At 71.0% G+C, this 13,356-nt stretch carries 10 protein-coding genes; 4 read left to right on the forward strand and 6 right to left on the reverse strand.

Annotated features, from left to right (window positions below; all coding sequences use genetic code 11):
* Positions 1-38 precede the first annotated feature (38 nt).
* Entirely contained in the window at positions 39-3,203 is a 3,165-nt protein-coding gene (locus tag LOC65_RS12790) for an efflux RND transporter permease subunit (RefSeq protein ID WP_230247774.1), read from the reverse strand.
* On the reverse strand, positions 3,203-4,291 hold the full coding sequence (locus tag LOC65_RS12795; RefSeq protein WP_230247775.1) for an efflux RND transporter periplasmic adaptor subunit: 1,089 nt from the start codon (positions 4,289-4,291) through the stop codon (positions 3,203-3,205). Before LOC65_RS12795 ends, LOC65_RS12790 begins: the two co-directional genes overlap by 1 nt.
* 97 nt (positions 4,292-4,388) lie before the next feature.
* Between LOC65_RS12795 and hpnC the strand changes: the two genes are divergently transcribed.
* The 4 genes from hpnC (at position 4,389) to LOC65_RS12815 (ending at position 8,299) form a co-directional block, all read left to right on the forward strand.
* Entirely contained in the window at positions 4,389-5,219 is an 831-nt protein-coding gene (hpnC, locus tag LOC65_RS12800; RefSeq protein ID WP_164962304.1) for a squalene synthase HpnC, read from the forward strand.
* Positions 5,216-6,064 (forward strand): presqualene diphosphate synthase HpnD, encoded by an 849-nt coding sequence (gene hpnD, locus LOC65_RS12805; RefSeq protein WP_009859035.1) that lies wholly within the window; start codon positions 5,216-5,218, stop codon positions 6,062-6,064. The genes hpnC and hpnD overlap by 4 nt, the downstream gene beginning before the upstream one ends.
* On the forward strand, positions 6,061-7,353 hold the full coding sequence (gene hpnE / locus LOC65_RS12810) for a hydroxysqualene dehydroxylase HpnE (RefSeq protein WP_230247776.1): 1,293 nt from the start codon (positions 6,061-6,063) through the stop codon (positions 7,351-7,353). The genes hpnD and hpnE overlap by 4 nt, the downstream gene beginning before the upstream one ends.
* Before the next feature lie 178 nt (positions 7,354-7,531).
* The gene (locus LOC65_RS12815) at positions 7,532-8,299 is read left to right on the forward strand and encodes an IclR family transcriptional regulator (RefSeq protein ID WP_029718322.1); all 768 of its coding nucleotides are present in this window, start codon (positions 7,532-7,534) and stop codon (positions 8,297-8,299) included.
* Between the two features lie 36 nt (positions 8,300-8,335).
* Here the strand turns inward: LOC65_RS12815 and pbpG are convergent, their stop codons facing one another.
* The 4 genes from pbpG to ilvC form a co-directional block, all read right to left on the reverse strand.
* The gene (gene pbpG, locus LOC65_RS12820; RefSeq protein ID WP_230247777.1) at positions 8,336-9,397 is read right to left on the reverse strand and encodes a D-alanyl-D-alanine endopeptidase; all 1,062 of its coding nucleotides are present in this window, start codon (positions 9,395-9,397) and stop codon (positions 8,336-8,338) included.
* Positions 9,398-9,583: 186 nt separating this feature from the next.
* Positions 9,584-11,125 (reverse strand): 2-isopropylmalate synthase, encoded by a 1,542-nt coding sequence (locus LOC65_RS12825; protein WP_164962301.1) that lies wholly within the window; start codon positions 11,123-11,125, stop codon positions 9,584-9,586.
* Positions 11,126-11,323: 198 nt separating this feature from the next.
* Positions 11,324-12,160 (reverse strand): phosphatidylcholine/phosphatidylserine synthase, encoded by an 837-nt coding sequence (locus LOC65_RS12830; protein ID WP_009859040.1) that lies wholly within the window; start codon positions 12,158-12,160, stop codon positions 11,324-11,326.
* A 104-nt stretch (positions 12,161-12,264) separates the two neighbouring features.
* On the reverse strand, positions 12,265-13,281 hold the full coding sequence (gene ilvC, locus LOC65_RS12835; protein ID WP_009859041.1) for a ketol-acid reductoisomerase: 1,017 nt from the start codon (positions 13,279-13,281) through the stop codon (positions 12,265-12,267).
* Positions 13,282-13,356 lie beyond the last annotated feature (75 nt).

A 13,356-nucleotide genomic window follows, 5' to 3' on the forward strand; every position in this document is an offset into this window, starting at 1 on the left:
ACGGAGCGCACCGGTGCCGGCCGCGGACGCGGGGCCGTTCAGCGCCCTTCTCCGCCTTCGCGGCGCACGCGAAACCAGGCCGCGTACATCGCCGGCAGCGCCAGCAGCGTCAGCACGGTGGCGAGCACCAGACCGCCCATGATCGACACCGCCATCGGCCCCCAGAAGATGCTGCGCGACAACGGGATCATCGCCAGCACCGCCGCGGCAGCGGTCAGCACGATCGGCCGGAAGCGCCGCACCGCGGCCTCGATGATCGCGTCCCAGGCCGGCACGCCGCGCGCCCGGTCGAGTTCGATCTGGTCGATCAGGATCACCGAGTTGCGCATGATCATGCCGGCCAGCGCGATGACGCCCAGCAGCGCGACGAAGCCGAAGGGCTGGCCCAGCAGCAGCAGCGCCGCCGCGGCCCCGGCGATGCCCAGCGGGCCGGTCAGGAAGACGAGCATCGAACGGGCGAAGCTGCGCAACTGCAGCATCAGCAGCGTGAAGATGATGAACAGCATCGCCGGCACGCCGGCGACGATCGAGCGCTGGCCCTTGCTGCTCTCGGCCACCGCACCCGCGGTCTCGATGCGGTAACCCTGCGGCATGCGCGCCTCGAGCGCCCGCATCGCCGGCTCGAGCTGGGCCGTCACGGTCGCACCCTGCACGCCATCGGCGACGTCAGCCTGCACCGTCGCCGCATACTCGCGTCCCTGCCGGTGCAGGACGCCGGGCTCCCAGTCCAGACGCACGCGCGCCACCTGCGTCAGCGGCACGGCGCGGCCGCTGGCCGTCTGCACGTAGGTGCTGGACAGGTCGGCAATGGTGTCGCGCTCGGATTCGGGCAGGCGCAGCACGACATCGACGAGCTTGTCGCCTTCGCGGTACTGGGCCACCGTGCTGCCCGACAGCAGCGTCTGCGAGGTCTGCGCGACGAGGCGGCTGGTGACGCCCAGCGCACGCGCCTTGTCCTGGTCGATCTCCAGGCGCAGCACCTTGATGGCCTCGTTCCAGTCGTCGTTGACGCCGCGCACATGGGCGTTGGCGCGCATCAGCGACTTGGCCTCGTCGGCCCAGCGGCGCACCTCGCGGGCGTCGGGCCCGAGCACGCGGAACTGCACCGGATAGGCCACCGGCGGGCCGTTGGGCAGCGCGGTGACGCGCGCACGGACCTCGGGAAACTCGGCCGCCAGCAGCGCCGGCAGCTCGCGCCGCAGCCCGTCGCGCTCGTCCTGATCCTTGGGCACGAGGATCATCTGGCTGACGTTGCTGTTCGGGAAGATCTGCTCCAGCGGCAGGTAGAAGCGCGGCACGCCGGAGCCCACCCAGGTGCTGACGCTGGCGATGCGCTCGTCGGCCAGCAGCCTGGCCTCGACGCGGCGCGCGACCTCGTCGCTGGCACGGATCGTCGCGCCCTCGGGCAGCCACAGGTCGACCAGCAGCTCGGGCCGTGCCGACTCCGGGAAGAACTGCTGCTGCACGCGCGTCATGCCGAACAGGCCGAGCGCGAACGAGGCGACGGTGATGCCGATCGTGATCCAGCGGTGCGCCACGCACCAGTCGACCGCGGCGCGGAAGCGGTTGTAGAACGGGGTGTCGAACAGCTCGTGCGGGCCCTCCCCCGGCCCGCCGGCATCACCGAGCTTGCTGCGCGTGTGCAGCAGCCAGGTTCCCAGGTAGGGCACGAAGTAGACCGAGACCAGCCACGAGACGAGCAGCGCGGCCGTCGTCACGGCGAAGATCGCGAAGGTGTACTCCCCGGTCTCCGACTTCGCGAGCCCGATCGGCAGGAAGCCGGCGGCAGTGATCAGCGTGCCGGTGAGCATCGGCATCGCCGTGATCTCGTAGGCGAAGGTCGCGGCGCGCAGCTTGTCGTAGCCCTCCTCGAGCTTTCGCACCATCATCTCGACGGCGATGATCGCGTCGTCGACCAGCAGGCCCAGCGCGATGATCAGCGCGCCCAGCGACACCTTGTGCAGGCCGATGCCCCAGAAGTGCATCACGACGAAGGTGATCGCCAGCACCAGCGGGATCGTGATCGCGACCACCATGCCCGGCCAGATGTCCACCCGCAGCGGCCGCGTGTGCAGCCCCAGGCTGAGGAAGCTGACGGCCAGCACGATCACCACGGCCTCCAGCAGCACGCCGACGAACTCGTTGACCGAGGCCGAGACGACCTTCGGCTGGTTCTGGATCTGCTCGAGCTCGATGCCCACCGGCAATCCGGCACGGAGCTCGGCCGTCGCCGCGGCGAGCGCCTTGCCCAGCGTGACGATGTCGCCGCCGGAGGCCATCGACACGCCCAGCGCCAGCACCGGGCGGCCCTGGTGGCGCACCATCGTCGTCGGCGGGTCGACGTAGCCGCGGCGGATCTCGGCGATGTCCTGCAGCCGGATCGTGCTCGCGCGGCCGGTCTGCGGGTTGACCGCCCGGATCGGGAAACGCGCCAGTTCCTCGACCGAGCTGAACTGGCCACCCACGCGCAGCTGGAGCTGCTCGGCGCCGGCCTGCAGCGTGCCCGCGCCTTCCATCGCGTTCTGCGCCCCGAGCTGGGCGACAACCTCGCCGGCGTCCAGGCCGAGCTCGGCCATGCGCTTGCGCGAGACCTCGACGAAGATGTTCTCCGGCTGGCTGCCGAAGATCTCGACCTTGGCGACGTCGGGCACGCGCAGCAGGCGCTGGCGCACGTCGTCGGCGAACTCGCGCAGCTCCTCCTGGCTGAAGCCGTCGGCCGACAGCGCGAAGATCGAGCCGTAGACGTCGCCGAAGTCGTCGTTGAAGACCGGGCCGACGACGCCTTCGGGCAGCGTCGAGCGCATGTCGCCGATGCGCTTGCGCACCTGGTACCAGGCGTCGCGCACCTCGGCCGGCGGCGAGTGTTCGGCCAGGAACAGCGTCGTCACCGACTCGCCGGGCTTGGTGTAGCTGCGGATGCGGTCGGCGTACGGCACCTCCTGCAGCGTGCGCTCGATCTTGTCGGTCACCTGCTCGGCCACCTGCTCGGCGCTGGCGCCCGGCCACCAGGCCTGCACGACCATCGCGCGGAAGGTGAACGGCGGGTCCTCGTCCTGGCCGAGCTGGAAGTACGCGGCGATGCCCAGCACCATCAGCACCACCAGCAGGTAGCGCGTCAGCGGCGCGTGCTCGAGCGCCCAGCGCGAGATGTTGAAACGCTCGCGGGCCGGGGCCGCCGCGGCGTCGTGGACCTGCGGTTCCATCAGCGCCCGGTGTCCTGGTACAGGCGCACCTTCTGGCCCGGGGCCAGCACGTGCACGCCGGCCGTGACGACGACCGCGCCAGAGGCCAGCCCGCCGACGACGACGACGCTGTTGCCGTCGCTGCCGCCGATCTCGATCGGCTGCGGCTTGACCGTCATCGTCGCGCGGTCGAGCACCCAGACCGAACTCCGGCCATGGTGCTGGACGACGGCGGCCAGCGGCAGCGTCAGGACGCCGGCGACGCCGGGGCGCTCGATCAGCACCGTCGCGGTCTGCCCCAGCTGCACCGGGGCGCTGCCGAGATCGGCCTTGACGACGAAGGTGCGCGTCGCCGGGTCGGCGGCCGCGGCGACCTCGCGCACCGTGGCCGGCAGCGTGTCCTCGCGCCCCCACAGCCGCACGCGCACGACACCCCGGCGGCCGATCATCGAGCGCACACGCGCGACCTCGTTCTCGGGCACCGCGAAGACGGCGTCGCGCGGGCCGTCGTGCGCCAGACGCAGCACCGGCGTGCCGGCGGCGAGCACCGCACCCGGCTCGGCCACCACCGCAGTGACGACGCCGGCGGCCGGGGCGTGCAGGTCGCTGTAGGCCGCCTGGTTGGCCTGCACGCCGGCCTGGGCGCGGGCCTGCTCGAGCTGGGCCCGCGCGGCCTTCAGCGTGGTCTCGCGGCGGTCGAGTTCGGCAGCGCTGATGAAGCCCTGCTCATACAGCTCGCGAAAGCGCTTGAAGTCGGCCTCGGCCATCTCGGCGTTGACCTGGGCCGAACGCACCGTGGCCAGCGACGCCGCCTGCGCGAGGCGCAGATCCTCGGGGTCGAGCTGGGCCAGCAGCTCGCCGGCGCCGACGTGGCGGCCGACCTCGGCCTGGCGGCGCACCAGCTTGCCGGCGACACGGAACCCCAGCGGCGACTCGGTGCGCGCCTGCACCTCGGAGGCGAACTCCTGGACCTCGCCCGAGCCGGACGGGGCCAGCACGATGGTGCGCACCGCGCGCACCGGGTCGGGCGCGGGCTCCTGCCGCGAGCAGGCGGAGAGAGCGACGGCCGCCAGCAGGGCCGCCACCGGGACGAACGGAAGAGAACGCATGCGCCGGCTTTAATGACTCACTGGTCATTAATGTAGTCCGGGCGTTTGTGCGCTGTCAACGTCCGGGACTCCGGCCGTGCCGCCACAATCGCGCCCCGTGAGCGTTGACCACTACGAGAACTTCCCCGTCGCCTCGGTGCTGTGCCCCCCGACGATCCGGCCCGCCGTCGTCGCCGTCTATCACTTCGCGCGCACCGCCGACGACATCGCCGACGAAGGCGACGCACCCGCGGCGCAGCGCCATGCCGATCTGGCTGCCTACCGCGCCGACCTCGAGGCCGTCGTGCGCGGCTGCGCACCGGGTGAACGCTGGGCAAGGGTGTTCGGGCCGCTGGCCGCGGCGCTGGAGCGCTACGCGCTGCCGCCGGTGTGGCTGCACCGGCTGCTCGACGCCTTCGAGCAGGACGTCGACAACCCGGTCTACGCCGACCGCCAGCAGATCCTCGCCTACTGCCGCCGCTCCGCCGACCCGGTCGGGCGGCTGCTCCTGCACCTGTACGGCGTGCGCGACGCCGAGTCCGAGCGGCGCAGCGACGCCGTCTGCACCGGGCTGCAGCTGGCCAACTTCTGGCAGGACCTCGGCGTCGACGCCGGGCGCCGCCGCGTCTACCTGCCGCAGGACGAGCTCGCCGCGGCCGGGCTGACGATGGACGACGTGCTGGCGCGCCGCGACAGCCCGGCACTGCGCCGCCTGGTGCGCGAGCTCTGCGCCTGGGCCGAGTCGCTGCTGCGCGAAGGCGCGCCGCTGGCGCTGGACGTGCCCGGGCGCGCCGGCTGGGAGCTGCGCCTGGTCGCGCAGGGTGGGCTGCGTGTTTTGGAGAAAATCGGCCGCATGGACCATGCGACGATGAGCGCGCGCCCGACGATCGGCGCCGCAGACCTGCCGGCGCTGCTGTGGCGCGCGGCGACGATGCGGCACGCCCGATGACCCCGGCCGAGTACGTGCAGAAGCGGGCCGCCGGCAGCGGCTCCTCGTTCTACTACGCGTTCCTGTTCCTGCCGCCGCCCGAGCGCGCCGCGATCACCGCCTTCTACGCCTTCTGCCGCGAGGTCGACGACGTCGTCGACGAGATGCAGGACCCGTCGGTCGCCGCGCGCAAGCTGCAGTGGTGGCGCGGCGAGGTCGACGCCGCGTTCGCCGGCGCGCCGACGCACCCGGTGACGCAGGCGCTGATGCCGCTGGCGGCGCGTTTTCGCATCGAGCCGGCGCACCTGCACGCGATCGTCGAAGGCTGCCAGGTCGATCTCGAGCAGACCCGCTTCCTGGACTTCCCGGCGCTGTCGCGCTACTGCCACCTGGTGGCCGGCGTCGTCGGCGAGGTTGCGGCCAACATCTTCGGCCGCAGCAGCGAGCAGACGGTGCGCTACGCCCACACGCTGGGCCGCGCGCTGCAGCTCACCAACATCATCCGCGACGTCGGCGACGACGCGCGCCGGGGCCGCATCTACCTGCCGGTGTCCGAACTGCAGCGTTTCGACGTCAAGGCGCACGAGATCCTCAAGCGCGAGTCGCCCTGGGGCTACAGCGAGCGCTTCACGGCGCTGATGCGCTTCCAGGCCGAGCGCGCGCACGCCACCTACGACGAGGCGCTGGCGCTGCTGCCCGAGGCCGACCGCGCGAAGCAGAAGACCGGACTGATGATGGCCAACATCTACCGCGCGCTGCTGCGCGAGATCGAGGCCGGCGGCTTCCAGGTGCTGCACCAGCGCACCTCGCTGACGCCGCTGCGCAAGCTGTGGATCGCCGCACGCACGCACGTGCTGGCACGGTGACGGCGCGCGTCGCGGTCGTCGGCGCCGGCTGGGCCGGGCTGGCCGCCGCGGTCCGCCTCACGGCCGCCGGCCTGCAGCCGACCGTCTTCGAGATGGCGCCGCGCGGCGGTGGCCGGGCACGCAGCCTGGGCGACGGCGACGAGGGCCTGGACAACGGCCAGCACATCCTGATCGGCGCCTACTCGCGCACGCTGGCGCTGATGCACGAGGTCGGCGCCGATCCGGGCACGCTGCTCGAACGCCGCCCGCTGGCGCTCACGCGCCCCGACGGCAGCGGCCTGGCGCTGCCGCCGGGCCCGCCGGCCCTCGCCTTCGTGCGCGCGGTGCTCGCCGCACGCGGCTGGACCTGGCGCGACAAGGCCTCGCTGCTGCGCACTGCCGCGGGCTGGGCCGCCGGCGGCTTCCGCTGCCCGCCCGGGGCGACCGTCGCCACGCTGTGCCGCGGCCTGGCCCCACGTGTGCGCACCGAGCTGATCGACCCGCTGTGCGTGGCCGCGCTGAACACCCCGGCGCACGAAGCCAGCGGCGAGGTGATGCTGCGCGTGCTGCGCGACGCGCTGTTCGGCGGCGCCGGTGCGGCCGACCTGCTGCTGCCGCGCCGCCCGCTGTCCGACCTGCTGCCCGATCCGGCCGCGGCCTGGCTGCGGGCACGCGGCGCCGAGCTGCGCTGCGCTCGGCGCGTGAGCTCGCTGTCAGCGGCCGCCGGCGGCTGGGTGATCGACGGCGAAACCTTCGACGCGGTGGTGCTGGCCGCCAGCGCCACCGAGGCGGCGCGCCTGACGGCCGCCCTGGCGCCGGCCTGGTCCGCCGAGGCGCGGTCGCTGCGTTACGAGCCGATCGTCACCGTCTACCTGGACGCTCCCGGCGGCACCCTGCCCTGCGTGATGACCACGCTGCGCGACGGCCCCGACGCGCCGGCCCAGTTCGCCTTCGACCACGGCCGGCTCGGCGGCAGGAGCGGGCGCTCGGCCTGGGTCGTCAGCGGAGCCCGCCCCTGGATCGACCGCGGGCTCGAGGCCTGCGCCGCCGCCGTGCTCGAGCAAGCCCGGCCGATGCTGCCGGCGGCCACGGTGTGCCGCACGGTGGCCGACAAACGCGCGACCTTCCGCTGCACGCCCGGGCTGCGGCGTCCGCCGGCCGCCATCGCGCCGCGGCTGTGGGCCGCCGGCGACTACGTGGCCGGGCCTTACCCCGCCACGCTCGAAGGCGCGGTGCGCGCCGGGGAGAACGCCGCGGCCGGCGTGCTGCACGAGCTCGACGCCCCGGACGGGCGCCATCCAGCCGCCTGACGCCGCCGCACGTCGAGAGACGACGTCGGCACGCACGAATCCGCCGCCGTGCCGGCGGCCCCGGCGCTCAAGCGGCGACGCCGTGCGCGGCGCCGCTGCAACGAGTTTTCTCCTTCCGACAAGCAAATCGCCCTTCCGCGATGCAAAATCGGGACATCGTTTTCGGCCCCTCGCATTCATGAGTCTCAAGGATCAGCAGAGCCCCACCATCCAGGTGCTGGAGCGCACGTTCGCGCTGCTGGACATGCTGGCCGCCCACCCGGACCCGGTCTCGCTGAAGGAGATCAGCGAACGCACGGGGCTGCATCCGTCGACCGCGCACCGCATCCTCAACGACCTGACGATCGGCCGCCTGGTCGACCGGCCGCAGGCCGGCAGCTACCGGCTCGGGATGCGGCTGCTGGAGCTGGGCAACCTCGTGAAGGCCCGGCTGGACGTGCGCGATGCGGCACTCGGCCCGATGCGCGAGCTGCACAAGCTGACGCACCAGCCGGTCAACCTGTCGGTGCGCCAGGGCGACGAGATCGTCTACATCGAACGCACCTACAGCGAGCGCTCGGGCATGCAGGTGGTGCGTGCCGTCGGCGGCCGCGCCCCGCTGCACCTGACCTCGGTCGGCAAGCTGTTCCTCGCGCACGAGGAGCCGCAGCGCGTGCGCGCCTACGCGACACGCACCGGCCTCACCGGGCACACGCGCAACAGCATCACCGACGTCGCGCGGCTGGAGCGCGAACTGGCCGCGGTGCGCGCGCAGGGCTGCGCCCGCGACGACGAGGAACTCGAGCTCGGCGTGCGCTGCATGGCCGCCGGCGTCTACGACGACCAGGGCAAGCTCGTGGCCGGGCTGTCGGTGTCGGCGCCGGCAGACCGGCTGGAAGAGAACTGGATGGAGAAGGTCCGCCTGACCGCGTCGCAGATCTCGGCGGCGCTGGGCTTCAGGGGCTGAACCCGGCGCGGACAGCGCCGCGCGCCTGCCCCTCGGCTACGGGCGCATGCCGGCGTCCAGCACCGGCGAGGCCTCGCTGTTGAGCCACTTGCGGATGCGCTCGGCGTCGCCGATTCGCGAGTACTTCCCGGCCGAATCCAGCAGCACCATGATGAGGTTGCGCCCGGCCAGCTGGGCCTGCATCACCAGGCAGCGGCCGGCCTCGGAGATGTAGCCGGTCTTCTGCAGGCCGATCTCCCAGCTCGGGTTGCGCACCAGGCCGTTGGTCGTGTGGAACTGCAGCTGGCGGCGGCCGACGGCGACGCTGGCGTCGGTGGACGTCGACAGCTCGCGCAGGATCGGATGCTGGTAGGCGGCCTTGACGAGCACCGCGAGATCACGCGCGCTCGACTGGTTGTTGCTCGACAGCCCGGTGGGCTCGACATAACGCGTGTCGTGCATGCCCAGCAGCTTGGCCTTGGCGTTCATCGCCTGGACGAAGGCCGAAAGCCCGCCCGGATAGTGGCGCCCCAGCGCGTTGGCGGCGCGGTTCTCGGAGGACATCAGCGCCAGGTGCAGCATCTCACCGCGCGTCAGCTGGGTGCCGACCTGCAGGCGCGAGTGGCTGCCCTTCTCGGTGTCGACGTCATCCTGGGTGATCGTCAGCACCTCGTCGAGGGGCTGCTGGGCCTCGGTGACGAGCAGCCCCGTCATCAGCTTGGTGATCGAGGCGATCGGCAGCACCGCGTTCGAGTTCTTGCTGAGCAGGATCTGGTCGGTCTCCTGATCGACGACGAGCGCGACGCTGGACTTCAGGTCCAGCGGATCCTCGGTGCGGTGCAGGCCGTACATCTGGCCGAACGAGACCTTGGCCGGCTCGACCGCGACGACGACCGACTTGCGCGGCGAGACCTTGGCGACGGTGCGCGCCGGGACGGCCTTGGCACTGCGCACCGGGCTCTTGCCGCGGGCCTTGGCCGCCGCCGTGCCGCGCGAAGCCGTGCTGCCGGCCTTCTTGCTGGTCTTGGTCTTGGCTTTCGCCTTGGACGACGCGGAGGTGGCGTTGGCTGCGAGCGCCGTCGACGGCGAAAGACCGCCGCCAGTGAGCGCCGCAGCCACGAATGCGACTGCCGCGAGCCGCTGAAAACTACCGAACCAGCCCACTGAATCGACCCCGGAGAGAATGCACCAAAGTGTAGTTCACCTGAAGAACATGCGCAAGATCAAGAACTTGCGCACGATTTCTCAAGTGGTCCATCGCAGGAGCCGTGCCAGGCCCCCGCGGTGCATCCGCCCGTCGGCCCGTCAGCTTTGCGCCGGCACCCGTTCGGCGTTGCTCTGCAGCTTGCTCAGCGCCGAGAGATAGGCCTTGGCCGACGCGACGACGATGTCCGGATCGGCCCCCACCCCGTTGACGATGCGCCCGCCGTGCTGGAGCCGAACGGTGACCTCGCCCTGGGATTCTGTGCTGCCCGAGGTGATGGCATTGACCGAATAAAGCACCATTTCGGCGCCACTGCAGACCTTCGACTCGATCGCCTTCAGCGTCGCGTCGACCGGGCCGTTGCCATCGCTCTCGACGCGGTGCTCGACATCGCCGGCGGCGAAGGCGATCGTCGCGTGCGGGCGCTCGCCGGTCTCCGAGCGCTGCGCCAGCGACAGCAGGCGGTAATGCTCCTGCACCGCGGTGACGCTCTCGTCACCGACGAGGGCGATGATGTCCTCGTCGAAGATCTCGCTCTTGCGGTCAGCGAGGTCCTTGAAGCGCGCGAAGGCGGCGTTGATCTCGGCTTCCGACGCCATCTCGATGCCGAGTTCCTGCAGGCGCTGCTTGAACGCGTTGCGGCCCGAGAGCTTGCCGAGCACGATCTTGTTGGCCGTCCAGCCCACGTCCTCGGCACGCATGATCTCGTAGGTGTCGCGCGCCTTCAGCACGCCGTCCTGGTGGATGCCGCTGGCGTGCGCGAAGGCGTTGGCGCCGACGATGGCCTTGTTCGGCTGGACGACGAAACCGGTGGTCTGGCTGACCATGCGCGAGGCCGGCACGATCTGGTGGGTGTCGATGCCGACCTCGAGGCCGAAGTGGTCGCGGCGCGTCTTCACCGCCATCACGACTTCTTCCAGGCTGCAGTTGCCGGCGCGTTCGCCCAGGCCGTTGATCGTGCATTCGATCTGGCGCGCGCCACCGATCTTCACGCCGGCCAGCGAGTTGGCGACCGCCATGCCGAGGTCGTTGTGGCAGTGCACCGACCAGATCGCCTTGTCGCTGTTGGGCACGCGCTCGCGCAGCATGCGGATGAAGTGGCCGTAGAGCTCGGGGATCGCGTAGCCGACGGTGTCGGGGATGTTGATCGTCGTCGCGCCTTCGGCGATGACGGTCTCGATGACGCGGCACAGGAACTCGGGGTCGGAGCGGTAGCCGTCTTCCGGGCTGAACTCGATGTCCTCGCAGACGTTGCGCGCGAAACGCACCGCCAGCCGCGCCTGCTCGAGCACCTGCTCGCGCGTCATGCGCAGCTTCTTCTCCATGTGCAGTTCGCTGGTGGCGATGAAGGTGTGGATGCGCGAACGCGCGGCCGGGCGCAGCGCCTCGGCGGCGCGCGAGATGTCGCGGTCGTTGGCGCGCGCCAGCGAGCACACCGTCGACTCGCGCACCGCCTGGGCGATGGCGCGCACGGCCTCGAAGTCACCGTTGCTCGACGCCGCGAAACCGGCCTCGATCACGTCGACACGCAGGCGCTCCAGCTGGCGGGCGATGCGCAGCTTCTCGTCGCGCGTCATCGAGGCGCCGGGCGACTGTTCGCCGTCGCGAAGCGTGGTGTCGAAGATGATGAGCTTGTCGGTCATGGTCGTGCCTTTGCGAGAGATTGGAGTCGCAAGCAGCTTGGAAGACGGAAATGAAAAACGGCCCGCTGCGTTGCGCTGGCGGGCCGTTGATCGGAAAAAGGACGGACGAAGACGATCAGCGCACCCGCGGTTGCGGTAGCGCTAGCAGGATGAAGGCGTGGATCGTCGTCACGCGACGAATGTAGCACAGCGCCGTGCTCACGGATGCAGGCCCTTCTCGTCGGGATCGTCGGTGGAGGTCGAGATCACGCTCGCCGGCTGGCCCTTGAAACGCCGCCAGGCGAACACCGCGTAACCCGACAGCCCGTAGAGCACGAAGATACCGAACAGCACGCGCGGCGGGTCCAGCGCGATCAGCGCGATCGCCAGCATCACCGCGACCAGCACGACGAAAGGCACGGTGCGCCGGCCACCGAGCGTCTTGAAGCTGTAGAACGGCGCGTTGGTCACCATCGACAGCCCGGCATACAGCGTGACGGCAAACGCCGTCCATTCGAGCCAGGGGATCGAGTAGACGTCGCGGAAGCCCGCGTCGTCGAAGACCCAGACCATGCCGATGACCAGCGCCGCCGCCGCCGGGCTGGGCAGCCCCTGGAAGAAACGCCGGTCGACGACGCCGATGTTGACGTTGAAGCGCGCCAGCCGCAGTGCGGCGCCGGCGACGTAGACGAAGGCCGGGATCCAGCCCAGCTTGCCCAGGTCCTTCAGCGCCCAGACGTAGACGATCAGCGCCGGCGCGGCGCCGAACGAGACCATGTCCGAGAGGCTGTCCATCTGCTCGCCGAAGGCGCTCTGCGTGCGCGTCATGCGCGCCACGCGGCCGTCCATCGCGTCGAGCACGGCCGCGACGAAGATCGCGATCGCGGCGGCCTCGAAACGGCCGTTGATCGCCATCACGACGCCGTAGAAGCCGGAGAACAGCGCCGCCAGCGTGATCGCGTTGGGCAGCACGTAGAGGCCCCGGCGCGGCCGGCGCGCGGGGGCGGCGTCGGCCTCGGCGTCGTCGTCGCCGGGAACCTGGGTGTCGTCGGTCATCCGGTCGAGCATAAACGCGACCGGGGCCGCATGCGGCCCCGGGGACTTGCACTTCGGCCAGCGCCCCGCGTGTCTCGCACGCGGGGCTGCCGTTCAAGGCCGCGTCAGTTGCGCGACTTGTCGACCAGCTTGTTGGCCTTGATCCACGGCATCATCGCGCGCAGCTGCTCGCCGACGACCTCGATCGGGTGCTCGGCGGTCAGGCGACGGCGCGAGGTCAGCGTCGGGGCGCCGGCCTTGTTCTCGAGGATGAAGCTCTTCGCGTACTCGCCGGTCTGGATGTCCTTCAGGCACTGGCGCATGGCGTTCTTCGTGTCCTCGGTGACGACACGCGGGCCGGTGACGTACTCGCCATACTCGGCGTTGTTCGAGATCGAGTAGTTCATGTTGCCGATGCCGCCTTCGTAGATCAGGTCGACGATCAGCTTGAGCTCGTGCAGGCACTCGAAGTACGCCATCTCGGGCGCGTAGCCGGCTTCCACCAGCGTCTCGAAGCCGGCCTTGATCAGCTCGACGGTGCCACCGCACAGCACGGCCTGTTCGCCGAAGAGGTCGGTCTCGGTCTCTTCGCGGAAGCTGGTCTCGATGATGCCGGCCTTGCCGCCGCCGTTGGCCGCGGCGTAGGACAGCGCCAGGTCGCGCGCCTTGCCCGACTTGTCGGCGTGCACGGCGATCAGGTGCGGCACGCCGCCACCCTGCTTGTAGGTGTTGCGCACCGTGTGGCCCGGGGCCTTGGGCGCGACCATCCAGACATCGAGGTCGGCACGCGGCACGACCTGGTTGTAGTGCACGTTGAAGCCGTGCGCGAACGCGAGCGACGCGCCTTCGCGGATGTTGGGCTCGACGTCGTTGGCGTAGACGCTGGCGATCTGCTCGTCGGGCAGCAGGATCATGACGACGTCGGCGGCCTTCACGGCCTCGGCGACCTCGGCGACCTTCAGGCCGGCGGCTTCGGCCTTGGCCCAGCTCGCGCCGCTGCGGCGCAGGCCGACGGTGACCTTGCAGCCGCTGTCGTTCAGGTTCTGGGCGTGGGCGTGGCCTTGCGAGCCGTAGCCGATGATGGTGACGTTCTTGCCCTTGATGAGGCTCAGGTCGGCGTCCTTGTCGTAATAGACCTTCATGGGGTTCTCCGTTCTCTAGTCAGACGCCCGGCCGCGATTGGCCAGGCAGGTTTCCGGGCGATGGGCGGCCACGGG

The sequence above is a fragment of the Rubrivivax sp. JA1055 genome, assembly GCF_020966565.1.
Taxonomy (GTDB): domain Bacteria; phylum Pseudomonadota; class Gammaproteobacteria; order Burkholderiales; family Burkholderiaceae_C; genus Rubrivivax; species Rubrivivax benzoatilyticus.